Source organism: Luteimonas chenhongjianii (assembly GCF_002327105.1).
Lineage (GTDB): Bacteria > Pseudomonadota > Gammaproteobacteria > Xanthomonadales > Xanthomonadaceae > Luteimonas > Luteimonas chenhongjianii.
The window spans coordinates 2,731,269-2,753,179 of sequence record NZ_CP023406.1 but is presented as its reverse complement, the minus strand read 5'-3'; the positions used below and the strand labels follow the sequence as shown (position 1 = coordinate 2,753,179).

Genomic DNA, 21,911 nt, shown 5'->3' with positions numbered 1-21,911 from the left:
GACGGTCACAGGGTCGCTCCGGGTGGGCACGGGGTCAATGCACAAGCCGTTGAATGCGGGGCCCGGACTTTAAGACTTTCGTCGCAGGCTCGGCGTTCGCCTGTTAGCATCCGCGCTTCCGAATTCCGTAACGAGCGCCCATGCAGGCTGCCACGAACGGCCTGCGTGACAGGTCGGTCCCGTTTTCCGAGTCGATCAGGCGCATCGCGCCATGAAGTCCGCGCATGAGGCCCTGTCCCTGCGCGAGCAGCTGCAATCGCTGATCGCGAGACTGCCCGAGGGTGACGTGCAGGTCGGCTATCTGGTCGATGAGCTGGGCATGCAGGGCATGCTGCTGCTGGTCATCCTGCTGACCCTGGTGTTTCTGATCCCGGTCTCGATTCCGGGTGTGAGTACCGTGTTCGGTGCGGTCATCGTGCTGGTGGGCGTGGCCCGCATGCGGGCGCGTCCGCTGTGGCTGCCTGGTGCAGTACGCCGGCGCACTGTGCCTGGCGGGCGCCTGCGCGGGCCGCTCGAGACCGGGCTGGCATGGGTCCGCCGGCTCGAACGCATTACCCGGCCGGGGCGGATGGCCCGCCTGAGCGAAGGTCGCGCGATCGGTCTGGTCAACGATGCGGCACTGGTGCTGGGCGCGCTGCTGCTGATGGCCCCGTTCGGCTTCATCCCCTTCAGCAATACCGTGCCGGGCGTGGCGCTGATGTGCCTGGCCATCGGCCTGCTTCAGCGTGACGGGCTGATGGTGCTGCTGGGGCATGTAGGCAACGTGCTGTCGATGGTCTACTTCGCGCTGCTGATCGGCGGCGGGGGGCTGGCGATCCGCGAACTGTTCACCAGGTTCTGGCCGGGATAAGCGCGCGTTGCGCAATCGGTGCTGTGTCGCTCTACAGCCAGCGGGCCCGCTTGAACATCCGGTAGAGCACGATCACCACGATGGCCACGAAGCCGATCAATACCGGATACGCATAGGGCTCGTTGAGCTCGGGCATGTCGAAGTTCATGCCGTACCAGCTGGTGATCAGTGTCGGCGCTGCGAGCAGCGCGGCCCAGGCGCCGAGCTTCTTGACGATCTCCCCCTGGGTCAGCGTGACCAGGGCCTGGTTCACGCCGAGCGCGGTGCCGAGGATGTCGCGGATCGCATCGATGGTTTCGTTGATGCGCACGGAGTGGTCGAGCACGTCACGGATGTAGAGCTTGGTTCCGTGCGGGATCAGTGGACTGGTGCTGCGCACAAGCTGCGAGAGCACGTCCTGCAGCGGCGTCGCCGCCACGCGCATGTCGGTGAGCTCGCGTTTGAGCTGGTAGAGCCGGATCACGATGCCGCGGTGGAACTGTTCGCTGAGGATGTCCGTCTCGAGGCCGTTGAGGGTGGATCTGAAGTCGTCGACGAGTGGCAGGTAGTTGTCGACGATCGCATCGAGCACCACGTACAGCGCTGCCGATGCGCCCAGCGCGAGCAGCTCCGGCTCGCGCTCCAGGCGCTGGCGGGCCGGCGCGTAGGACAGCGACGCCCCGTGCCGAACGGTCACCAGATAGCGCGCGCCGAGAAAGATGTGGGTCTCGCCATAGGCGATACGCTCCTCGATCGCCTGGGCCGTGTTGGCGACGATGAACAGCGAATCGCCATAGGCCTCGATCTTCGGCCGCTGGTGCGCCTTTCCGGCGTCCTCGATCGCCAGATCATGCAGGCCGAACTCCTGCTGGAGATGCGCCAGCACGTCGGTGTCCGGCTCGTAGAGGCCGATCCAGACGAAGCCGTCGTCGCTCGCGAGCACCTCGCTGATGTCATCGAGCAGGACGTCCCGCTTGCCGTGCGCGCCATAGAACACGCAGTTGACCACGCAGGCGGGGTTTGCGGCAGGTTCGGGCGGGGCAGGGGTCTGGGTCTGGGTCTCCATCGGGTCATCGTCCGCCAGCGCGGCCGGCGCCACAAGCATCACGTTGCGGGTGACCCGCGGGCCCGGAGGTTGCCGCGAGGCACGTTCACGCGTAGATCGCGTGCGGGTCAATGCGCGACGAAGCGCACTGCCTGTCCACCGCCCGATGCCATCGCCAGCTCCAGGGTATCGCCGGCGCCCACTTCGCGGGTTTCGATGATCAGCGCGTGCGGGTCGGTGCGCCAGCCGGCGCCTTCGCCGTCGCGGTAGATCTGCGCGGTGTAGCGGCGTGCGGGGTCGAGGAAGTCCAGCGCCACCGCGACGACCCGCGCATCGTCGTCGGTGACGCCGCCCAGGTACCAGTCATCGCCGCCGCGCGCACGGCGTGCGATCACTGCGAACGTGCCGACCTCGCCGGCGGGCGCGCGCGTGTCCTCCCAGTCCACCGGCACGTCGCGCACGAACTGGAACGCCTCCGGGCGCGATTCGTAATGCTCGAGCAGGTCGGCCGCCATCTGCAGCGGGCTGTGGATCACCACGTACAGCGCCAGCTGCTTGGCCAGCGTCGTCGACATCGGCGTTCCCGATCTGGTCTCCATGCCGAAGATGCCCGGGGTGAAGTCCATCGGCCCGGCGAGCAGGCGCGTATACACCAGTGTCGCCTCGTGCCCCGGCGGATTGCCCGGCTGGCCCCAGGCGTTGTATTCCATGCCGCGGGCGCCTTCGCGCGTGACCAGGTTCGGCCAAGTGCGGCGCAGGCCCGTGTCCTTGACCGGTTCGTGCGGGTTGACGCTGATGCGGTGTCTCGCCGCCGCTTCCACCACCCGCTGATGGTGGCGGACCATTGCCTGGCCTTCGTGCCACGCGTAGTGCAATCGGCCGTCATCTCCCGTGACCTTGGCCTGCCCGGCGTCGGCGACATAACCGGTCTTCACCGCCTGCACGCCGAGCCGACCGTAGAGCGCCATCGCATCCTCGAGCTGCGCCTCGTAATGCCCAGCGTGGCCCGAAGTCTCGTGGTGACCGATCAGGGTCACGCCCTGGGCGCGGGCGTGGCGGGTCACCGCCTCGATGTCGAAGTCGGGGTAGGGCGTGGTGAAGCTGAAGGTCTCGCCATTGCCGAACCAGTCGCCGTCCCAGCCGACATTCCAGCCTTCGACCAGCACGCCGCCGAAACCGTTGGCTGCGGCGAAATCGATGTGGCGGATCGCGTGTTCGGTGGTCGCGCCGTGCTTCGGCCCCGACGCCCAGCTCCTGCGGTCGAGATGCATCTCCCACCAGATGCCGACGTACTTCATCGGCCTGACCCAGGACACGTCGCCGAGCGCGTTGGGTGCATTGAGGTTGAGGATCAGCTGCGACTCGACCAGATCGCCCGCGCGCTCGCCGATCTGGATCGTCCGCCACGGCGTCGCGAACGGCGCGGCGACCACGACCTTGGCGGCGCCGATGCCGGGAGTGAGCGCGGCCCTGAAGCGGCGTCCATCAACGCGCGCGAGGTTCATGCCCGAATAGTCGACCAGCGCGGCCTCGTGGATCGACAGATGCAGGCCACCATCGGTGCGCAAGGTGATCGGCGTCTGCGCCTGGCCCACTTGCTCGACCGGGGTGCGGTGGTAGAGGTACTCCTCGCGGTTCCACTCGAACGCGGGGATCCACCACGCGGTCGCGGCATCGGCAACAGCGAACTCGGTGAGCTCTTCGGCGATCGACAGCCGCTCCAGACCGGGCTGTGCAGGAATGTCGTAGCGGAAGCCGATGCCGTCGTCGAAGACGCGGAACACCACGTCGAAGCGGCGCTTCGGCCCGCTGTGCTCGGCCAGGGTGACGCGCAGTTCGTTGTGGTGGTCACGCATGTGGCGGCGTTCGCCCCAGGGCAGCTCCCAGTGTTCGTCGTGGGTACGGGTGCGTTGATCGACGATCGCCAGATTGCGTTCGAACTTGGGCGCGTCGGTGAACATCATGCCCAGGCGCGAGGGAGCGATGACCGGGCGACCGTCGCGCGAGACCGCGTAACTGGCACGCCCCTCGTTGTCGGTCGTGACCTCGACGGCGACGCGCGCGTCGGGCGAGGCGACCCGTGCGCTGGTGCGTGGTTCGTCCGCGGCAGCGGCGAAGGCGGCCAGCGGCAACAGCGCGGCAAGCAGACCGGCGAATCGATTCGGCATCGTGCGGCGCCCTCCGAAGGCGCGTTCAGTCGTGCGTCCGGTCGATTCTTGCATGGCATATCGGCGCGCTGCGGCCGCATACGTATGCAGGTGGGCGCGTCGCGAGCCTCCTGCGGGATGACCGGAAGGTCCGGTCCTTTCGTCGCAGGTGGTGGCGCTCAGTGGCTCCGCGGCGGCGCGTCGGATCGGCGACCCAGTGCCCAGAACAGCGCCACATGGACCGGCAGCAGCAGTGCCAGCCACGGTGCATTGCGTTGCGGAAGCACCGGCAGCCAGTGCAGGAACAGTGCGATGACGCCGCCCAGCAGCACCAGCCCAAGGACGCTGCGGAACATCGCCCCCGGCGCGCGGCCACGCGCGATCCGCCAGCCTCCGGGCAGCAGCAACAGGCACAGCGGGTTGAACAGCAGCAGGTTGTGGTTGCGCCAGGCGAAGACGTGTTCACTGCCCAGCCACAGGAACAGCATCACGCCGCCGAGCACCGTGCACAGCGTCCACAGCGGCAACGCAGCGACGGCTACGACGCGCGGGGCGGTGCGCCCGACAAGAATGATCGACGCCCCGAGGACGAGGCCGGCCAACAGCCATGGCCAGATTCGCCGCGCGCGTTCGACGGGTTCGGGCGGCTGCGTGTGCGGCACGATGACCTGCTCCCCCGAAACCAGCGGACGCCCGTCGACGTTGCGGGCACTGCGCAGGGCATCGGCCAGACGCATCGGGACGAAAGCGTCTTCCCATAAGGCATTGGGGCGATCGGCGGCGGGCCCGAGGCCGATGTCGAAGCCGAGCCACATCCATGGCGCGGGCGAGGCCAGCCGCACCGCATCACTGCGATAGGTATTGCCCCGCGAGCGACCCTGCAACTGGCTGCGCAGCGCGCCATCCAGGGCCACGTCGATCACGTCGCGAACGCGCGTCGAACAATTGTCGGTGAAGTAGTCGTAGCGGTAACGCGCATTCTCGGGCAGCGCGTTCTCGGCCAGTGCCGTGGCCATCCGCCGGGCCTGGTCCGGGTCGAGATCGAGCCACTGGATCGACACGCCGCGGCCGACGTCGCGGTAGTAGGCCAGGTCTTCGGCCAGGGGCAGGGCCTCGAGCCGATAGCGCATGTCGCCGCGGATGAAGCGCGGCACGAAATCCGGCTCGTTCGGATCGAAGAAACCGAAGTTGTACGACAGCGGGCCCGGCTCTGCCGGATCGTCGACCACCAGCGCGTTGTGGCCGAAACGCTCGAAGAAGACATCGCCGGGCTGCATCGTCGCCACGCCGATGCGCGGCACGACGGCCTGCGCGAACGCGAGCGGCGCGACGATCAGGCACAGCAGCAGCACGCATGCGCGTGACCAGAGACGCGCGAGCACCCGTGCCTCAGGTTTCGGCATGCACGCTGACATGCAGCGCATGCAGGCGTCGCGAGTCGGCATCGGTGACCCGGAAGGAGAAGCGGCCGAGCGTGAGTTCCTCGCCAACTTCCGGCAGATGGCCGATCGCCCCGGTGATCACGCCACCGATGGTGTCGTACTCGGCGTCGTCGAAATCCGAGCCGAAACGCTCGTTGAAGTCGGAAATCGGGGTCAGCGCGCTGACCGCGAACTGGCCGTCGGCCTGGGCCGCGATCAGCGCATTCGGATCCTCGGCATCGTCGTGCTCGTCGTCGATCTGGCCCACGATCTCCTCGAGCACATCCTCGATCGTCACCAGGCCGGCGACGCCGCCGTACTCGTCGATGACGATCGCCATGTGGTTGCGCGACAGCCGGAACTCGCGCAGCAGTACGTTGAGCTTCTTCGACTCGGGGATCAGCACCGCCGGACGCAGCAGTTCGTGGATCGACCCGGGCCCGTTGTCGGCGACGACGCCCCGCAGCAGGTCCTTGGCCAGCAGGATGCCGAGGATCTCGTCCTTGTCCTCGCCGTGCACGGGGAAGCGCGAGTGGCCGGACTCGACGACCTGCTTCATCAGGTCGAGGAAGGGCGCATCGGCAGGCAGCGCGACCATCTGCGCGCGCGGCACCATCACATCGCCGACCGTCTTGCTGGAAATGCCCAGCGCGCCTTCGAACATGCGCAATGTATCTGCGTCGATCAGCCCGTCGGCATGCGTGTCGCGGAGCAGCTCCACGAGATCCTCGCGGTTGCTCGGCTCACCTGAAATCGCAGAACTCAGGCGTTCCAGCCAGCCGCGACGGCGTTCCGGAGGTTCGGAAGAAGGGGAAGATCGACTGTCGTCCTCGGACATGGTGCGGTTGCGTATTCGCGGAATGGCCCGTTCGGGCGGAGGCGGAAGTCTATCAGGCCGCCATCATGCCCCCGTCAGCGTGACTCGCCGGCATAGGGGTCGTCGATGCCGAGCACGGCGAGGATTTCGCGTTCGAGCCCTTCCATGGCCTCGGCCTCGGTGTCGTCCTCGTGGTCCCAGCCCAGCAGGTGGAGAACGCCGTGCACGGTCAGGTGGGCGTAGTGGGCATTCAGCGGCTTGCCCTGTTCAGCGGCCTCGCGGGCGACCACAGGCGCGCAGATCACCAGATCCCCGAGCAGCGGCAGGCGCAGCCCGGGTGGCAGGCCTTCCGGCAGCTCGGCCGGGAAGCTCAGCACATTCGTCGCGTAGTCCTTGCCGCGGTAATGCCGGTTGAGCGCGCGCCCCTCGTCCTCGTCGACCAGGCGGATCGCGACATCGGCCTCGCGGATGCGACCTGCCAGCGCGGCCGCGGCCCAGCGACGGAAGCTGGCCGCGGCGGGCAGCCCCTTGCGCGGGGTCGCGTAGCCGACGGCGACGTCAAGACGGGTCGGGCCCTTCGTCATCACGCCCTCATGCCTTTGCGGTCGCCACGTCGGACGCGTCACGGCGCTCATAGGCGCTGACGATCCGGGCGACCAGCGGATGGCGCACGACGTCGCGTGCCTCGAAGAAGGTGAAGCTCACGCCATCGACCTCGTGCAGCACATCGATCGCGTCGCGCAGGCCGGACTTCACGTGCTTGGGCAGGTCGATCTGGGTCAGGTCGCCGGTGACCACCGCGGTCGAGCCGAAACCCAGGCGGGTCAGGAACATCTTCATCTGCTCGATGGTGGTGTTCTGCGCCTCGTCGAGGATCACGAAGGCGTCGTTGAGCGTGCGTCCGCGCATGTAGGCCAGCGGCGCGATCTCGATGACGTTGCGCTCCAGCAGCTTGGCGACCTTCTCCACGCCCAGCATCTCGTAGAGCGCGTCGTAGAGGGGGCGCAGGTAGGGATCGACCTTCTGGGTCAGGTCGCCGGGCAGGAAGCCGAGCTTCTCTCCCGCCTCGACCGCGGGGCGCACCAGGATCAGGCGCTGCACCTTGGATTCGTTGAGTGCCTCCACCGCCATCGCCACCGCGAGGAAGGTCTTGCCGGTGCCGGCCGGGCCGATGCCGAAGTTGATGTCGTGACCGGTAATCCGGTGCAGGTACTTCGCCTGGTTCGCGCCACGGCCGCGGATCGTGCCGCGCTTGACCCGCACCGCGACCTCCTGCGGCGTGTAGTCCTCTTCGACGTTGGCCGGGCTCAGGCGCAGGTTGATGGCGTGGCTGTCGAACACCGTCTCCTCGCTCTCGGCGTAGAGCGCCTTGAGCAGTTTCTCGGTGCGGTCGATCGCCGTCTCGTCGCGGCCGACGATGCGGAAGATGTTGCCGCGGTTCGCGATCTCGACGCCGAGCCGCAGCTCGATCTGGCGCAGGTGGCCGTCGAAGGGGCCGGCGAGATTGGACAGGCGCTCGGAGTCGGAAGGCTCGAGCAGGAAGGTGCGTTCGGGCAGGGTGTTGGTCATGGCGCGGATTCTAGCGCCGGCGCTGCAAGCCGACGTCGACGCCCGCGTGGGCCGCTCACGCGGCCTCGCGTACCACGATGCGGCCGCGCAACGAGTTGCTCAGCGCTGCGGTGATCTCGACATCGACGAACTGTCCGATCAGCCGGGCCGGGGCGGGGAAGTTCACCGAGCGCATGTTCTCGGTCTTGCCGGTGAGTTCGCTGGGATCCTTGCGCGACGGGCCTTCGACCAGAACCGTCTGCACGCTGCCGACCATCGCGGCGGAAATGCCGGCCGCGTGCGCGTTGATGTGCGCCTGCAGGCGCGACAGGCGCGCATGCTTTTCCTCGGCGCTCACCGAATCCTCGAGGTCGGAGGCCGGCGTGCCCGGGCGACGCGAATAGATGAAGGAGAACGACTGGTCGAAGCCCACGTCCTCGATCAGTTTCATCGTCTTCTCGAAATCGGCCTCGGTCTCGCCGGGGAAGCCGACGATGAAATCCGACGAGATCGAGATGTCCGGGCGCACCGCGCGAAGCTTGCGGATCTTCTGCTTGAACTCGATCGCCGTGTAGCCGCGCTTCATCGCCGACAGGATGCGGTCGCTCCCCGATTGCACCGGCAGGTGCAGATAGTTGGCCAGCTGGGGCACGTCGCGGTAGGCCTCGACCAGCGAGTCGGAAAACTCCAGCGGATGCGAAGTGGTGAAGCGGATGCGATCCACGCCGTCGATCTCGGCGATGGTGCGGATCAGCAGGCCCAGATCCGCCACCTCGCCTTCGCCCATCGGGCCGCGATAGGCGTTGACGTTCTGGCCCAGCAGGTTGATCTCGCGCACGCCCTGGCCTGCCAACTGCACAACCTCCACCAGCACGTCCTCGAACGGCCGGCTGACCTCCTCGCCGCGGGTGTAGGGCACGACGCAGAACGAGCAGTACTTCGAGCAGCCTTCCATGATCGAGACGAACGCGCTGGGGCCTTCGGCGCGCGGCTCGGGCAGGCGGTCGAACTTCTCGATCTCCGGGAAGCTGATGTCCACCTGGGGCAGGCCACTCTCGCGCTTGGCGCGGATCAGCTCGGGCAGGCGATGCAGGGTCTGCGGTCCGAAGACCAGGTCCACGTAGGGGGCGCGCTTGACGATCGCTTCGCCTTCCTGGGAGGCCACGCAGCCGCCGACGCCGATCAGCACCGGCTTGCCGCCCTGCTTGAGTGCCTTCCAGCGGCCGAGCTGGCTGAAGACCTTCTCCTGCGCCTTCTCGCGGATCGAGCAGGTGTTGACCAGCACGACATCCGCTTCCTCGACATTGTCGGTCAGCTCCAGGCCGTCGCTGGCGGCGAGCACGTCAGCCATCTTGGCCGAGTCGTACTCGTTCATCTGGCAGCCGTGGGTCTGGATGTAGAGCTTGCCGCGGACGGGCTGCGCAGCACCCGGGCCGCCCACTGGCGAGTTGACGGAAAGGTCGGAGGCAGGCGCGATCGGCGCCGGGGAATCGGTCTGGGTCATGTCGGTTCCGGGGCGCGGCGCTGAGTCCGGGCCGGAGGGCAGTCGTGGGGCGGGAAGTGTAGCGGCAAGTGCCGCCGGCGCGGGTGCCCGGGTGGCCCCGGGGCGCGGGTTTGCCCCGTTCACGATCAAGCACTTGGCAACGGCGGCCGAACATCGGAAACTCGCGCCGTGAAACGGGGAAGGGGACTCATCGCGATGCTCGGTCTGCTGGTGGCCTGTCCGGTCGCCGGCAGCACGCTGTATCGCTGCGATTCCGGTGATGGCGTGCCCCAGTACGTGAGCAAGCGGGTGTCCGGCGCGAGTTGCCGGTTGATCAGCAATGCTCCGTCACCACCACGCGGCGGCGCCCGCCCGGCGGCGAAACCGTCGGCCGCTCCGTCGCCTGCGTCCGCGGGCGCGCCCGCCAGTGTCGACAGCGGGGCCCCTGCGACATTCATGGGGCTTGCCTCCACGTCCAGCGGATCGAAGCCCGCCCCCGTCGCCGCTACGGCGGCGGCTCCTGTCCAGCCCCGGTCCCAGACCGGCTCGTCGCGCCGCCTGCAGCAGGGTCAGGTCTATTCCTACGTCAAGGATGGCGTGCGCCACTACAGCAGCAGCCGGCCGGCGGGCAGCGCCCAGGTCGCGGCCGTGCGGACGATCCGCTACAGCTTCTTCGAGACCTGTTACGCCTGTGGCGCCGCGCCGGGAGTCAATTTCGGCAATGTGCGGCTCAACGAAAACGCCTATCGCGACGAAGTGGCACGCGCGGCCCAGGAGCACGGCGTCGAGGAGGCGATCGTGCGGGCGATCATGCATGCCGAATCGGCATTCAATCCCAACGCGCTCTCGCGCGCCGGCGCGCAGGGTCTGATGCAGTTGATGCCGGCGACCGCCGCGCGCTTCGGCGTGGTCAATGCGTTCGATCCCGAGCAGAACATCCGCGGTGGGGTGAAGTACCTCGCCTGGCTGCTGAAACGGTTCAACGGCGATCTCACCCTGGCCGCCGCGGGTTACAACGCAGGCGAAGGCGCCGTTCAACGTCACGGCGGCGTACCCCCGTACGCCGAAACCCAGCGCTACGTGGTGCGCGTGGGCACGCTCGCCGAGCGCTACCGGGGCCAGCTCGCCGCGCGCTGAGGCTGATGCGGTCGCGGGGGCATCAGGGCGATTGTCGGTCGATTCAGGCTTCCGCTACACTCGGTCGGACTTTATGCGGCCTCCCGCCTCTGGGCGACCGGTCGTGGCAGCCAGTACGCAACAGCTACCGAAACGAGGGCGGGGTACCGGATGGTCGATGAAGCGGTGAGCGGGCCTGGTGCAGGGGAAGGTCCAGTCAATGAGGGGCGGCGTCGTTTCCTGACCGCCACGACCCTCGTCGTAGGAGCGGTAGGCGCAGGCGTCGCCGCAATTCCGTTCATCAAATCCTGGAATCCCAGCGCGCGGGCCAAGCTCGCTGGCGCCCCGGTGACCGTGGACATCAGCGCGCTGCAGGAGGGCCAACGGCTGATCGCCGAGTGGCGTGGGCAGCCGATCTGGATCGTCCGGCGCTCCAAGGCGATTCTCGAGGCCCTGCCGACGCTCGACAGCCAGTTGCGCGATCCCGAATCGGAAAACGTCGACCAGCAGCCCGCCTACGTGCTCGCGGCGAATCCGGAACTGCGCTCGATCAAGCCGGATGTCTCGGTGCTCGTCGGCCTGTGCACGCATCTGGGCTGTTCGCCCGAGATGGTCGCCGAGATCCGGCCGGCACCGTTCGACGCCAACTGGAAGGGCGGCTATTTCTGCCCCTGCCACAAGTCCAAGTTCGACATGGCCGGCCGCGTCTATGACGGTGTGCCTGCGCCGACCAACCTGCTGGTGCCTCCGCACCACTACGCCGATGACAACACCCTGGTGATCGGTGTCGATCCGGAGGGCGCAGCCTGATGGCCAACGTATTCGTCCGCGGCGCCAACGGCGTCTTCGAGTGGGTCAACGAGCGTGCGCCGGGCCTGATGCCGGCGTACCGCAAGCACATGACCGAGTACTACGCGCCGAAGAACTTCAATATCTGGTACATCTTCGGCGTGCTGTCTCTGGTGGTGCTGGTCAACCAGATCCTGACCGGCATCTTCCTGACGATGCACTACAAGCCGAGCGCGGCGGACGCCTTCGCCTCGGTCGAGTACATCATGCGCGACGTGGAGTGGGGCTGGCTGATCCGCTACATGCACAGCACCGGCGCTTCGCTGTTCTTCATCGTCGTCTACATCCACATGTTCCGCGGGCTGATGTACGGCTCCTACCAGAAGCCGCGCGAACTGGTGTGGATCCTGGGCATGCTGATCTACCTGGTGCTGATGGCCGAAGCGTTCCTCGGCTATGTGCTGCCTTGGGGCCAGATGTCGTTCTGGGGCGCCAAGGTGATCATCTCGCTGTTCGGCGCGATCCCGGTGATCGGCAACGGCCTGACCGAATGGATCATGGGCGACTACCTGCCCAGCGACGCCACCCTCAACCGGTTCTTCGCATTGCACGTGATCGCACTGCCGCTGGTGCTGCTGCTGCTGGTGGTGTTGCACCTGGGCGCGCTGCACGAGGTGGGTTCGAACAATCCCGATGGCGTGGAGATCAAGAAGGGGCCCAAGGGCAACCGCTGGTCATCGACCGCGCCGGCCGACGGCATCCCGTTCCATCCGTACTACACGGCCAAGGACGGGTTCTACGTCTGTTTCTTCCTGATCATCGCGGCCTTCATCATCTTCTTCGCCCCGGCGTTCGGCGGCTGGTTCCTCGAGCACGACAACTTCACCGAAGCCAACCGGCTGGTGACGCCCGAGCACATCAAGCCGGTCTGGTACTACACGCCCTACTACGCGATGTTGCGCGTGGTGCCCGACAAGCTCGGCGGCGTGCTGGTGATGTTCGGCGCGATTGCGATCCTGTTCGCGGTGCCGTGGCTTGATCGCTCCAAGGTGCGCTCGCACCGCTACCGCGGTCCGCTCACCAAGATCATGCTCGCGATGCTGGTCGTGTGTTTCGTCTGGTTGGGCAAGATCGGCGCCGGTCCGGGTACCGATCCGGTGGAGACGAACATCGGCCGCGTGCTGACCTTCCTCTACTTCGCGTTCTTCATCACGATGCCGGTCTGGACCAAGCTCGACCGCACCAAGGCCGTTCCGGAACGGGTGACGATGCATGACTGACCACGCCTTCACCCGCACGTTCTTCGCGCGCATCGCCACCGCCGCTGCCGGCCTGCTGCTGTCGTTCGGTGCACTTGCCGCGGCTGGCGGCCCCGTCGAACAGGCCGGCACCGACATCGGCGACCGGGCGTCGCTGCAGCGCGGCGCGCAGCACTACATGAACTACTGCGCCGGCTGCCACTCGCTGAAGTTCATGCGCTATTCGCGCATGGCCGAGGACCTGGGCCTGACCGAGGACGAGGTGATGAACAACCTCAACCTCACCGGCGCGGCCTATGGCGAGCACATCCTCACTTCGATGCCGGCCGAGCAGAGCGCGCAATGGTTCGGCCAGACCCCGCCGGACCTGAGCCTGATCACCCGCGTGCGCGGCAGCGACTGGGTGTACACCTATCTCAAGTCGTTCTACCTCGACGAGTCCCGTCCGCTGGGCTGGAACAACACGCTGTTTCCCAATGCCTCGATGCCCAATCCCCTGTGGGAAATGCAGGGCCTGATGCGTCCGGTACACGGCGAGCCCGACGAAATCGGCGAGCCGGTGGTCACGCATCTGGAAATGGGCGTGCCCGGCAGCCAGAACGCGCAACAGTTCGACCAGACCGTGCGCGACATCACCACGTTCCTGGAATACGTCGGCGAGCCGGCGGCGCTCAAGCGCCAGCAGCTCGGGGTCTGGGTGCTGCTGTTCCTGACCCTGCTGACGTTCCTGGCGTGGCTGTTGAAGCAGGAATACTGGCGCGACGTCCACTGATCCGGGGCTGATTCGAAGGCCGGCTCGGGGGAGCGGACGGCCCATTGCCGTCCGGCGCGGCGAAGTGCGAGACTCGGAAAACCGCGACGACCGTCTGCGTGAGCAGCCGGTGTCACCGGGCTGGCGGACTCCAGCCGCCGGAGGCCGGGCGACGGCCGTGGGTGCATCCATGCGAAACGTACTGACGCTGTTCTCTTCGGTCGACGACGTGCTCTGTCATCGGGCGCGCCTGGTGCTCGCCGCCAAGGGCGTGACCTACGACATGGTCCCGGTGGATGCGCAGAACCCACCCGAAGACCTGATCGACCTCAATCCCTACCACTCCGTGCCGACCCTGGTGGAGCGCGAGCTGGTGCTCTATGCGGCGAGCGTGGTCACCGAGTACCTCGACGAACGCTATCCGCATCCGCCGCTGATGCCGGTCGATCCGTTGTCGCGCGCGCGCCTGCGCCTGGCGATGCTGCGGGTCGAACATGACTGGGTGCCGCAGGTGCAGGCCATCCAGATGGGCAACAAGGCCCAGGCCGAGGCCGGGCGCAAGCGTCTCAAGGAGCTGGTGACCGCGGCGGTGCCGCTGTTCAAGGCGAGCAAGTTCTTCCTCAATCCGGAAATGAGCCTGGCCGATTGCGCGGTCGCGCCGATCGTCTGGCGTCTGCAGGCGCTCGGCATACCGCTGCCCAAGGATGGCGCCAAGGCCATCGAGGATTACGGCAACCGCATCTTCCGCAGTCCGGGTTTCGTCCGCAGCCTCACGCCGCAGGAGCGGCAGTTGCGCGCGCTGCCCGACTGACGGCACGTCTCGCCGTCTGAACCACGCGGCGACCGGATAAACTGTCGCGCATGACCGACAGCCCCGCACCGATGACCAGCCACCGCCCGTACCTGCTGCGGGCGCTGTACGAATGGATCGCCGACAACGGCATGACACCGCACATCCTGGTGGATGCGCGCCAGCCCGGTGTGCGGGTTCCCGCGCATGCGGTCAAGGACGGACGCGTCGTGCTCAACATCGCCGACCGCGCGGTCGGGCGACTTGAAATGGACAACGACAGCGTGCGTTTCTCGGCACGTTTCGGCGGCGTCAGCCAGTCGGTGCTGGTGCCCATCGGTGCGATTCTCGCGATCTACGCGCGCGAGACCGGGCAGGGCATGGCATTGCCCGAAGATATCGGCGGTAGCAGCGGGGACTCCCACGAGGCCGATGAGGCCGAGGCGCCGAGCCTGCACGCTGTCGAGGATGATGGCGACGGCCCTGACGAGCCGCCGGGCGGCGATGCGCCGAGCGAGCCGCGTCGCGGTCATCTGCGCGTGGTGAAGTAGGGCGGCCCCGGGCCGCGCGCCTTCAGTTGATCGAATGCAGCGGCGTGGCTTCGGGTCGCGTCGGCCCGCTGAAGGCGACAAGCCGTCCGCCGTGCAGGACCAGGTGGCCGATATGGCGCTGGACGCCATCATCGGAATATTCGAAGCGGAAACTGCGCTCAACCCGCAGCCGCCCGTCGTCGCTTCGGCGCAGGCGCATCGAGTGCGCATGCACGCTCTGGTCGAGCCATTGCACGCCGGCGCGCTCGCAGGCCTCGCGCCCCAGTTGTCCGGCCCGTTCGGCGGCCGCGCGGGCGCTGCTCCACCACTGGAATGCGGCAAACGCGGCCAGCATCGCGAAGATCATCGTCGGAAAGTCGGGCATGCAGGCATCGTGGTGGTCGGAGGCGGCGGATACAAGAGGCGGTCCGGGGCGCCGGTGCAGTGTGCGTGCTTTGGCCGCTGCGTGGGGCGGGCCGGCGCGTGCACAGTCGGCGGTCGCGCTGCGGCCACAGCGCTCCGGCTCGTCGTTCTACAGGGACCCGGCGTGGCCGCTTGACCGATGCCGCTCGCGAGCCGGCCGGCTGCGCAGTCGCTGCCCTCAGACGGGCGGCGTACCCAGCTTGAGCGACAGGTCGATTGCGTGGACGTGCTTGGTGAGGCCTCCGATCGAGACGAAATCGACCCCGTCCTCGGCGATCGCGCGCAATCCCTGCAGATCGACGCTGCCTGACACCTCCAGCGGTACCCGGCCGGAATAGGGAGCGGCGCGGGCGATGCGCACGGCCTCGCGCCGCGTCGGGGCATCGAAGTCGTCGATCAGTACGCGCGTGCACCCGGCATCGAGCGCTTCGCGCAGTTCGTCGAGGCTTTCGACCTCGATCACCAGAGGCAATTCCGGGAAGCACGCGCGCGCAACCGCGACCGCAGCCGCGATGCCGCCGGCGGCGCGCACGTGGTTTTCCTTCAGCATCACCGTGTCGTAGAGACCGATGCGATGGTTGAGGCCGCCGCCGACGCGCACCGCGTACTTCTGCGCCAGGCGCAGGCCGGGCAGGGTCTTGCGGGTGTCGAGGATGCGCGTGCCGGTGCCGGCCACGGCGGCGACGTGTTGCGCGGTGACGGTCGCGGTCGCGCTCAACGTCTGCAGGAAATTCAGCGACGCGCGCTCCGCGCTGACCAGCGCGCGGGCACGGCCCGACAACGTGGCCAGCACCGTGCCGGCATCGACGCGATCGCCCTCGGCCACGCGCCAGTCGATACGCATGTCGGGATCGAGTGCGCGGTGGCAGGCATCGAACCAGGGCCGGCCGCAGACCACAGCGTCGGCCTTGCACAGCAGGTAGGCGACGTCGTCCCCGTCGGGCAGCAGCGCGGCGGTGACGTCGCCGCTGCCGATGTCCTCGGCGAGCGCTGCGGCCACATTCGCGGCCACGGCGTCATGGGGAATCCCGAAACGGTCGCCGCTCATGCCTTCGGAAAATCCGGCACCTGCGCGGTGGCGATGGCCTCTTCGACCAGCAGCACCGGAATGCCGTCGTCGATGCGGTACACGCGCTTGCGATCGTCGGTCACCAGTGCCTCGCGCAGCGGGCCGGCCTGCGCGGTGCCGTCGTCGCGCCGGACCTGGCCGGATGCGATCGCCGCATTGAGGGCATCGAGCCCGGCCGCATCGAGCATTGCGAGCGGCTGACGGCTGGCGGGGCAGACGAGGATATCGAGCAACTTGCGGTCCATGGGCGGTCTTGGCGGAGCTCTGTGTGGACGGCAAAGGGTAGCACCCGATCCACCGGCGGCGCCCCTCGGACCGCGGTGATGCCGCAGTGCGAGCAGGAATGTGCCAGCACGGATAAAATGCGTCTTTGTGGCCGGGGGACCCCCAATGACCGCCAGTTCCGTTCCGCCGAAGGTCGGCATCGTGATGGGTTCGCGATCCGACTGGGACACGATGCAGCATGCCGCCCAGAAGCTCGAGCAGCTTGGCGTGGCGCACGAGATCCGCGTGGTCTCCGCACACCGCACGCCCGATGTGCTGTTCGACTATGCCGCCACGGCCCGCTCGCGCGGCCTGCGCGCGATCATCGCCGGTGCCGGCGGTGCGGCCCACCTGCCGGGCATGCTGGCCGCGAAGACCGCGGTGCCGGTGCTCGGCGTTCCGGTGCAGTCCAAGGCGCTCAACGGCATGGATTCGCTGCTGTCGATCGTGCAGATGCCGGCCGGTATCCCGGTGGCGACATTCGCGATCGGCAACGCGGGCGCTGCGAATGCGGCCCTGTTCGCCGCCGCGATGCTCGCGTTCGACGATGCGGCGGTCGCCGCTGCGCTCGACGAATTCCGGCAGCGTCAGACCGAGGAAGTCGCCGGCAACGACGATCCGCGCCGGTGACCTTGCGCGGCCCCGTTCCGTTCTTCCGGCGTCGGGAAACCGAGGCGGGGGCGGATGGCCGCTCCGTGCGCATGGCCGTTTCTCGCGCCCGCTCGACAGGGCGCCCGGATCTTCCAGCGTGGCCGCTGGCCGCGCCCATCAATCATCCCGTCCGCACTTGCGGGTCGGGCTTTCCATCCTGCTGAAGTGGATACACGCATGACCACCGTTGGAATTCTCGGAGGCGGCCAGCTCGCCCGCATGCTCGCGCTGTCGGGCGCGCCGCTGGGCCTGCGGTTCCTGGTCATGGACACCGCGGATGACGCGTGTGCGGGTCAGTTCGCACCGCTGCTGGTCGGCGACTACCGGGACGAGCGCGCGCTGGCGGAGTTCGCCGGGCGGGTGGATGTCGCGACCTTCGATTTCGAGAACGTGCCGGCGGCGAGCGCGCGCTGGCTGAGCGAGCGCGTGCCGGTGTTTCCGAACCCCGATGCGCTGGCGCTGAGCCAGGATCGGCTGGCGGAGAAGACCCTGTTCCGCGAGCTCGACATCCCGGTGCCGGACTTCGCCGACGTCGCCACGCGCGAGGCGCTCGACGCGGCAGTACAGCGCATCGGGACGCCCTGCATCCTCAAGACGCGGCGGCTGGGCTATGACGGCAAGGGCCAGTTCCGCATCCGGACGCCGGCGGATGTCGAGGCGGCATGGCAGGCGCTCGGCGCGCAGGCGGAAGCCGTGGGTCTGATCCTGGAGGGGTTCGTCGCCTTCGAGCGCGAACTGAGCGTGGTCGCGGTGCGTGGCCGCGATGGTGAGTTCCGCGCCTGGCCGCTGACCGAGAACTGGCACGTTGATGGCGTGCTGTCGGCGAGCCTCGCCCCTGCGCAGGTCGACGCGGCGCTGCAGGCCACCGCGATCGCGCATGCGCGCGCGCTCGCCGAGCGGCTGGACTATGTGGGCGTGTTCGCGCTCGAACTGTTCTGCCGGAATGGCGAACTGCTGGCCAACGAACTCGCGCCGCGCGTGCACAACTCCGGACACTGGAGCATCGAGGGCAGCGAGACCTCGCAGTTCGAGAACCATCTGCGCGCGGTCCTCGGCCTGCCGCTGGGCGATCCCGCGATGCGCGGCCACGCCTGCATGCTCAACTGGATCGGCGAGATGCCCGACGCCGCGCCGGTGCTGTCGACGAGTGGCGGCCACTGGCACGACTACGGCAAGCAGCCGCGCGCGGGTCGCAAGGTCGGCCACGCAACCCTGCGGACGGACGACCCGGCGACGCTCGCGCAGCGCCTGATCGATGTCGGCGCGGCGCTGAACCGGCAGGCGCAGGTGGCGCCGGTGGTCGCGCGCTTGCGCGAGGCGGAGTGAGGCGGCGAGAACATCTCGCCCCCGCATCGTGTGTCTGTGGCTAGGTTCGCACCTCTGTCGCGGCCCTGAAGCAGGCCGCCGGTCCGGCTTGCCGTTGCGGGTGGTCGTCACCGCATTCCTGCGGGATCCGAAGGGGAACATGGAGGACTGCCGGCGGCCACAGGACATCGCCGGCGGGTGTCGGGGTACCAGCACCGGCGGCGGGTATGGGTGGTGGCGGAAGGCTGTTGCATACATCGCCATCCGTCTGAAAACAGCATCGCCGCCGAGCGCTACATCGTGAGCGTGTAGATGAGGAGATAGCCGACGATCACGACGAAGCTGGTGGGGAGGGCGACCATCATGACGACCGTGTAAAGCGTGGTGCCCCTCATGACCTGGTCGGTGAATCGGCCTGCCTCATCTTTTCTCTTGAGGCGTAACAGGATGGAGCGCGATATCTGGAACGCGAGGGCGATGCTCACAAGCAGGCCCAGCAGAGCATCCGGCGCCGTGCTTCCGTTGATCGCCCGAAAGATAAACACGGCGAGATAGGCGACAAGGTAAACGGCAAAGGGTCGAAGCATGGTCTGTACCTGTAGTCGTCCACGGAACGGTGCGCGCGACGTAGGGGGCAGCGCTGCAACGGGCGGCGCACCGGGGAAGCGTGGCCTTCGAGCAAGAAACGCCGGCACGCGGGTCATCGCGCGCCGCGCGGATCGTCGCTGACCACGAGGGGCACGCCGCGGGTGGGATGCACCAGCACCAGCACCGGCTGCGCGTAGACGCGCTCGATGGTCGCCTGCGTCAACACCTCGCGCGGGCTGCCGTCGGCGGCGATGCGGCCGCCGTGCAGCACGACGATGCGGTCGGCGTGGCCGGCGGCGAGATTGAGATCGTGCAGGACGACGACTACGCAGGCGCCGTCGTCGGCGAGGCCGCGGGCGATGCGCAGCACCGCTTCCTGGTGCTGCAGGTCGAGCGCCGCGGTGGGTTCGTCGAGGAAGACGACCGGCGTGGTCTGGGCCAGCACGCGCGCGAACGCGGTGCGCGAGGCCTCGCCGCCGGACAGGGTCTGCACGTCGCGGCCTTCGAGATGCACGATGTCGGCGTCGGCCAGCGCGGCGTCGACGATACGCGCATCGGCCTGCGGGTCCGGCGGGTGCGGCAGGCGGCCCATCGCCACCACCTCGCGCACGCTGAAGCCGAAGCGCACCGCGTGGTCCTGGGGCAGAACGCTGCGTTCGCGGGCGAGCGCACGCGCTTTCCAGTCGCCCAGCTCCGCGCCCGACAACCGCACCCGGCCCGACGCCGGGGCCAGATCGCCGCTCGCGACCGCGAGCAGGGTGGACTTGCCGGCGCCGTTCGGTCCGACCAGCGCGGTCAGGGTGCCGCGCGCGAAACGCAGGTCCACGGCGTCGAGGATCGCGCGGCCGTCGATGCGGACGCTCACGCCTTCGAGCGCGAGTACGTCGTGCACGGGGTCGGGCGCACTGCTCATGCGGTGCCCCGACGGCGTAGCACCAGCCACAGGAAGAACGGCGCACCCAGCGCGGCCGAGAACAGGCCCAGCGGAATCTCCGAAGGCGGGTCGAGGCTGCGCGCCGCGGTATCGGCAATGACGATCAGCAGGCCGCCGGCCACCGCCGACAGCGGAATCAGCCAGCGGTGGCCCGGGCCGGCGAGCAGGCGCACGAAATGCGGAACCACGAGGCCGACGAAGCCGACGACACCGGCGAACGCGACCGCCGAGCCCACCAGCAGCGCGCAGACCGCGATCAGCATCAGGCGCGCGCGCTTGACGTCCAGGCCGATGTGCTGCGCCTGCCGCTCGCCGAGCGCGAGCATGTCGAGCGGCGTGGCCAGGGCGCGCAGCGCCACGGCGCCCACGGCGAAGGCCGGCAGCGCGGCCAGCATCGAGTTCCAGTTGGCCATCGCCAGCGAACCCATCTGCCAGAACACCAGCGACTGCAGATCGTCGGCGTCGGCGATGTAGGTGAAGAAGCCGATCGCCGCCGAGCATGCGGCCGCGATCGCGATGCCCACCAGCAGCAGGGTCGCGGTACCGGTCCCGCGGTCGGGGCGCGCCAGCAGGTAGATCAGGGTGGTCGTCGCCGCGCCGCCGAGGAAGGCGGCGACCGGAATCGTCCAGGCCCCCAGCGCGGTCGCGCCGAGCACGATCGCGCCGACAGCGCCGAGCGCTGCGCCATGGGTCACGCCGACGATGCCCGGGTCGGCAAGCGGGTTGCCGAACAGTCCCTGCAGGCCGGCGCCGGCCATCGCCAGCGAAGCGCCGACGATCACCGCCAGCAGTGCGCGCGGTACGCGCAGGTTCCAGACCACCGAGATGTCGCGCCTGCTCAGCGCGCCGGCATCGACGAGCCCCAGCTTGTGCGCGATCACGTGGACCACGTCGCCGGGCGGGATGCGCAGCGGACCGATGCCGAAGGACAGCACGATCACCACGATCAGCAACGCCAGCAGGCCCACGAACAGCAGGCCGCCCGGTGGCCGCCGGACCAGGCCGCTGCGTCGTGGCATGGCGGCGCCGGATGCGCCGGTCATGTGCCCGCGGCGGCGTCGAGTTCGGCGGCGAGCGCGGCCAGTGCCTGGGCCAGCGCGACCGCGCCGGCGCCGCCGGCGATGCTGCTGACCTTGAGCTGGGTATCGGGCATCACCCAGACCCGGTCGGCGATCCCGGCCGGCGTCTGTCGCAGCGAGGGATAGGCCTGCCAGAGGCCGGCAGGACCGCCGAACACGCGCAGATCGTCTTCGCTGATCAGGATGACCTCCGGATCGACGGCGACGATGCCCTCGTTGCTGAGCTGGGAATAGTTGGAGACCTTGGCTTCGTCACCGACGTTGGTGCCGCCGGCGAGCCGGATCAGCGCAGCGGCCGCGGTATCGGCGCCGCCGACCGTCGGCGAGCCGCCGCCGCCGGTGGCCGAGACATGGATCACCCGCGGCCGGCGGGTATGGGTAGCGGCGATGCGCGCGGCTTCGCCGAGCTGCTGCTCGACCTGCGCGGCGAGTTGTTCGCCCTCGTCGGCGTGGCCGAACACGGTGGCGAGCTTGCGTACCTTGTCGGGGATCGGCTGCAGCTCATCGACGATCACCAGCGCCTGGCCCGCATCGCGCAGCGGCTGGGCGAGCTTGCCGTGGCGCCGCAGGCTGTTGCCGACGAACAGGGTGCCGTCGAGGCTGAGGATGCCTTCCACGCCGGTGGTGCGGTTGAACAGGAAATGATGGCGCGCATTGCGGCCGGTCTCGGTGACCGTGTTGGTCGGCGCGGCGAAGACCTGGTCCGACAGCCCCAGCGCGTCCATGACCATCACGATGTCGTCGTTGCCGACGATGGTGCGCGAGGTGTCGGCGATGGTGACGTCGACCCCATCGTCGGAGCGCACCGTGACCGGCAGGTCCTGCGGCGAGCGGGCGACGCCCGGGATGTCGGTGCCGGCGATACGCAGCCAGGTGTCGGGCCACGGGTCCGCAGCCGTTGCGCGCGCGCCGGACGCTGCGCCCGGGTCGGGCGAAGGCGCCGACGGCGTGCACGCGGCGAGCACGCAGGCGAGCACGCAGGCGAGGGGGGCGCGAAGGCGGCGTTCGGACATCTGCAGTTCCATCCCGGCAAAGAACAGCGACCGGACCCGGGCCCGGTCGCTGCAATGGAG

The 21,911-nt window shown here is 68.5% G+C and carries 23 protein-coding genes; 9 read left to right on the top strand and 14 right to left on the bottom strand.

Annotated features, from left to right (window positions below; translation table 11 throughout):
* Positions 1–211 precede the first annotated feature (211 nt).
* Positions 212–850: an exopolysaccharide biosynthesis protein gene (locus CNR27_RS12465; protein ID WP_096299238.1), complete on the top strand. Its 639-nt coding sequence runs from the start codon at positions 212–214 to the stop codon at positions 848–850.
* 31 nt (positions 851–881) lie between these two features.
* Here the strand turns inward: CNR27_RS12465 and CNR27_RS12460 are convergent, their stop codons facing one another.
* The 7 genes from CNR27_RS12460 to miaB all read right to left on the bottom strand — a co-directional run bounded on the left by CNR27_RS12460 (position 882) and on the right by miaB (position 9,311).
* A complete protein-coding gene (locus tag CNR27_RS12460; protein ID WP_096300635.1) occupies positions 882–1,895 on the bottom strand; it encodes a magnesium and cobalt transport protein CorA in 1,014 nt (337 codons plus the stop codon).
* 107 nt (positions 1,896–2,002) lie between these two features.
* On the bottom strand, positions 2,003–4,042 hold the full coding sequence (locus CNR27_RS12455; protein ID WP_096300633.1) for a glycoside hydrolase family 97 protein: 2,040 nt from the start codon (positions 4,040–4,042) through the stop codon (positions 2,003–2,005).
* Between the two features lie 158 nt (positions 4,043–4,200).
* Entirely contained in the window at positions 4,201–5,424 is a 1,224-nt protein-coding gene (locus CNR27_RS12450) for a lipoprotein N-acyltransferase Lnb domain-containing protein (RefSeq protein WP_233580141.1), read from the bottom strand.
* Complete coding sequence (locus tag CNR27_RS12445; protein WP_096299234.1) at positions 5,411–6,280, bottom strand: CorC family transporter; 870 nt, start codon at positions 6,278–6,280, stop codon at positions 5,411–5,413. The genes CNR27_RS12450 and CNR27_RS12445 overlap by 14 nt, the downstream gene beginning before the upstream one ends.
* Before the next feature lie 74 nt (positions 6,281–6,354).
* Positions 6,355–6,843, bottom strand: a complete 489-nt coding sequence (ybeY, locus tag CNR27_RS12440; protein ID WP_096299232.1) for an rRNA maturation RNase YbeY — start codon at positions 6,841–6,843, stop codon at positions 6,355–6,357.
* Between the two features lie 7 nt (positions 6,844–6,850).
* Positions 6,851–7,828, bottom strand: coding sequence for a PhoH family protein (locus tag CNR27_RS12435; RefSeq protein ID WP_096299230.1), 978 nt, complete (start codon positions 7,826–7,828; stop codon positions 6,851–6,853).
* A gap of 55 nt (positions 7,829–7,883) precedes the next feature.
* On the bottom strand, positions 7,884–9,311 hold the full coding sequence (miaB, locus tag CNR27_RS12430) for a tRNA (N6-isopentenyl adenosine(37)-C2)-methylthiotransferase MiaB (RefSeq protein ID WP_096299228.1): 1,428 nt from the start codon (positions 9,309–9,311) through the stop codon (positions 7,884–7,886).
* Positions 9,312–9,506: 195 nt separating this feature from the next.
* Between miaB and CNR27_RS12425 the strand changes: the two genes are divergently transcribed.
* From CNR27_RS12425 to CNR27_RS12400, 6 genes are all read left to right on the top strand, one after another.
* On the top strand, positions 9,507–10,427 hold the full coding sequence (locus CNR27_RS12425; RefSeq protein WP_096299226.1) for a lytic transglycosylase domain-containing protein: 921 nt from the start codon (positions 9,507–9,509) through the stop codon (positions 10,425–10,427).
* Between the two features lie 150 nt (positions 10,428–10,577).
* Positions 10,578–11,216, top strand: coding sequence for a ubiquinol-cytochrome c reductase iron-sulfur subunit (gene petA, locus CNR27_RS12420; protein WP_096299224.1), 639 nt, complete (start codon positions 10,578–10,580; stop codon positions 11,214–11,216).
* The gene (locus CNR27_RS12415) at positions 11,216–12,475 is read left to right on the top strand and encodes a cytochrome b (RefSeq protein ID WP_096299222.1); all 1,260 of its coding nucleotides are present in this window, start codon (positions 11,216–11,218) and stop codon (positions 12,473–12,475) included. Before petA ends, CNR27_RS12415 begins: the two co-directional genes overlap by 1 nt.
* Positions 12,468–13,226, top strand: a complete 759-nt coding sequence (locus CNR27_RS12410) for a cytochrome c1 (RefSeq protein ID WP_096299220.1) — start codon at positions 12,468–12,470, stop codon at positions 13,224–13,226. The genes CNR27_RS12415 and CNR27_RS12410 overlap by 8 nt, the downstream gene beginning before the upstream one ends.
* A 169-nt stretch (positions 13,227–13,395) precedes the next feature.
* A complete protein-coding gene (locus tag CNR27_RS12405) occupies positions 13,396–14,016 on the top strand; it encodes a glutathione S-transferase N-terminal domain-containing protein (protein WP_096299218.1) in 621 nt (206 codons plus the stop codon).
* Between the two features lie 50 nt (positions 14,017–14,066).
* The gene (locus CNR27_RS12400; RefSeq protein WP_179948179.1) at positions 14,067–14,546 is read left to right on the top strand and encodes a ClpXP protease specificity-enhancing factor; all 480 of its coding nucleotides are present in this window, start codon (positions 14,067–14,069) and stop codon (positions 14,544–14,546) included.
* Between the two features lie 22 nt (positions 14,547–14,568).
* Here CNR27_RS12400 and CNR27_RS12395 read toward each other — a convergent pair whose 3' ends face one another.
* The 3 genes from CNR27_RS12395 to CNR27_RS12385 form a co-directional block, all read right to left on the bottom strand.
* Complete coding sequence (locus CNR27_RS12395) at positions 14,569–14,910, bottom strand: DUF3301 domain-containing protein (protein ID WP_096299214.1); 342 nt, start codon at positions 14,908–14,910, stop codon at positions 14,569–14,571.
* 216 nt (positions 14,911–15,126) lie between these two features.
* On the bottom strand, positions 15,127–15,996 hold the full coding sequence (gene nadC, locus CNR27_RS12390; RefSeq protein WP_096299212.1) for a carboxylating nicotinate-nucleotide diphosphorylase: 870 nt from the start codon (positions 15,994–15,996) through the stop codon (positions 15,127–15,129).
* Positions 15,993–16,262, bottom strand: a complete 270-nt coding sequence (locus tag CNR27_RS12385) for a Trm112 family protein (protein WP_096299210.1) — start codon at positions 16,260–16,262, stop codon at positions 15,993–15,995. The genes nadC and CNR27_RS12385 overlap by 4 nt, the downstream gene beginning before the upstream one ends.
* A 145-nt stretch (positions 16,263–16,407) precedes the next feature.
* Between CNR27_RS12385 and purE the strand changes: the two genes are divergently transcribed.
* Entirely contained in the window at positions 16,408–16,911 is a 504-nt protein-coding gene (purE, locus tag CNR27_RS12380; protein ID WP_096299208.1) for a 5-(carboxyamino)imidazole ribonucleotide mutase, read from the top strand.
* Between the two features lie 198 nt (positions 16,912–17,109).
* Positions 17,110–18,258: a 5-(carboxyamino)imidazole ribonucleotide synthase gene (locus CNR27_RS12375; RefSeq protein ID WP_096299206.1), complete on the top strand. Its 1,149-nt coding sequence runs from the start codon at positions 17,110–17,112 to the stop codon at positions 18,256–18,258.
* 272 nt (positions 18,259–18,530) lie between these two features.
* Here CNR27_RS12375 and CNR27_RS12370 read toward each other — a convergent pair whose 3' ends face one another.
* The 4 genes from CNR27_RS12370 to CNR27_RS12355 all read right to left on the bottom strand — a co-directional run bounded on the left by CNR27_RS12370 (position 18,531) and on the right by CNR27_RS12355 (position 21,851).
* The gene (locus CNR27_RS12370) at positions 18,531–18,824 is read right to left on the bottom strand and encodes a hypothetical protein (protein WP_096299204.1); all 294 of its coding nucleotides are present in this window, start codon (positions 18,822–18,824) and stop codon (positions 18,531–18,533) included.
* Between the two features lie 113 nt (positions 18,825–18,937).
* Positions 18,938–19,738: a heme ABC transporter ATP-binding protein gene (locus CNR27_RS12365; protein ID WP_096299202.1), complete on the bottom strand. Its 801-nt coding sequence runs from the start codon at positions 19,736–19,738 to the stop codon at positions 18,938–18,940.
* The gene (locus tag CNR27_RS12360; RefSeq protein ID WP_096300631.1) at positions 19,735–20,778 is read right to left on the bottom strand and encodes a FecCD family ABC transporter permease; all 1,044 of its coding nucleotides are present in this window, start codon (positions 20,776–20,778) and stop codon (positions 19,735–19,737) included. Before CNR27_RS12360 ends, CNR27_RS12365 begins: the two co-directional genes overlap by 4 nt.
* A 20-nt stretch (positions 20,779–20,798) precedes the next feature.
* Positions 20,799–21,851 carry a heme/hemin ABC transporter substrate-binding protein gene (locus CNR27_RS12355; RefSeq protein ID WP_245815627.1) on the bottom strand — a complete coding sequence of 351 codons (1,053 nt, stop codon included), beginning with the start codon at positions 21,849–21,851 and terminating at the stop codon, positions 20,799–20,801.
* Positions 21,852–21,911: the final 60 nt, after the last annotated feature.

Excerpts from the sequence above, each read along its gene's own strand:
- CNR27_RS12465 (WP_096299238.1), top strand. The coding sequence starts at position 212 with ATGAAGTCCGCGCATGAGGCCCTGTCCCTGCGCGAGCAGCTGCAATCG.
- CNR27_RS12460 (WP_096300635.1), bottom strand. The coding sequence starts at position 1,895 with ATGGAGACCCAGACCCAGACCCCTGCCCCGCCCGAACCTGCCGCAAAC.
- CNR27_RS12455 (WP_096300633.1), bottom strand. The coding sequence starts at position 4,042 with ATGCCGAATCGATTCGCCGGTCTGCTTGCCGCGCTGTTGCCGCTGGCC.
- CNR27_RS12450 (WP_233580141.1), bottom strand. The coding sequence starts at position 5,424 with ATGCCGAAACCTGAGGCACGGGTGCTCGCGCGTCTCTGGTCACGCGCA.
- CNR27_RS12445 (WP_096299234.1), bottom strand. The coding sequence starts at position 6,280 with ATGTCCGAGGACGACAGTCGATCTTCCCCTTCTTCCGAACCTCCGGAA.
- ybeY (WP_096299232.1), bottom strand. The coding sequence starts at position 6,843 with ATGACGAAGGGCCCGACCCGTCTTGACGTCGCCGTCGGCTACGCGACC.
- CNR27_RS12435 (WP_096299230.1), bottom strand. The coding sequence starts at position 7,828 with ATGACCAACACCCTGCCCGAACGCACCTTCCTGCTCGAGCCTTCCGAC.
- miaB (WP_096299228.1), bottom strand. The coding sequence starts at position 9,311 with ATGACCCAGACCGATTCCCCGGCGCCGATCGCGCCTGCCTCCGACCTT.
- CNR27_RS12425 (WP_096299226.1), top strand. The coding sequence starts at position 9,507 with ATGCTCGGTCTGCTGGTGGCCTGTCCGGTCGCCGGCAGCACGCTGTAT.
- petA (WP_096299224.1), top strand. The coding sequence starts at position 10,578 with ATGGTCGATGAAGCGGTGAGCGGGCCTGGTGCAGGGGAAGGTCCAGTC.
- CNR27_RS12415 (WP_096299222.1), top strand. The coding sequence starts at position 11,216 with ATGGCCAACGTATTCGTCCGCGGCGCCAACGGCGTCTTCGAGTGGGTC.
- CNR27_RS12410 (WP_096299220.1), top strand. The coding sequence starts at position 12,468 with ATGACTGACCACGCCTTCACCCGCACGTTCTTCGCGCGCATCGCCACC.
- CNR27_RS12405 (WP_096299218.1), top strand. The coding sequence starts at position 13,396 with ATGCGAAACGTACTGACGCTGTTCTCTTCGGTCGACGACGTGCTCTGT.
- CNR27_RS12400 (WP_179948179.1), top strand. The coding sequence starts at position 14,067 with ATGACCGACAGCCCCGCACCGATGACCAGCCACCGCCCGTACCTGCTG.
- CNR27_RS12395 (WP_096299214.1), bottom strand. The coding sequence starts at position 14,910 with ATGCCCGACTTTCCGACGATGATCTTCGCGATGCTGGCCGCGTTTGCC.
- nadC (WP_096299212.1), bottom strand. The coding sequence starts at position 15,996 with ATGAGCGGCGACCGTTTCGGGATTCCCCATGACGCCGTGGCCGCGAAT.
- CNR27_RS12385 (WP_096299210.1), bottom strand. The coding sequence starts at position 16,262 with ATGGACCGCAAGTTGCTCGATATCCTCGTCTGCCCCGCCAGCCGTCAG.
- purE (WP_096299208.1), top strand. The coding sequence starts at position 16,408 with ATGACCGCCAGTTCCGTTCCGCCGAAGGTCGGCATCGTGATGGGTTCG.
- CNR27_RS12375 (WP_096299206.1), top strand. The coding sequence starts at position 17,110 with ATGACCACCGTTGGAATTCTCGGAGGCGGCCAGCTCGCCCGCATGCTC.
- CNR27_RS12370 (WP_096299204.1), bottom strand. The coding sequence starts at position 18,824 with ATGCTTCGACCCTTTGCCGTTTACCTTGTCGCCTATCTCGCCGTGTTT.
- CNR27_RS12365 (WP_096299202.1), bottom strand. The coding sequence starts at position 19,738 with ATGAGCAGTGCGCCCGACCCCGTGCACGACGTACTCGCGCTCGAAGGC.
- CNR27_RS12360 (WP_096300631.1), bottom strand. The coding sequence starts at position 20,778 with ATGCCACGACGCAGCGGCCTGGTCCGGCGGCCACCGGGCGGCCTGCTG.
- CNR27_RS12355 (WP_245815627.1), bottom strand. The coding sequence starts at position 21,851 with ATGTCCGAACGCCGCCTTCGCGCCCCCCTCGCCTGCGTGCTCGCCTGC.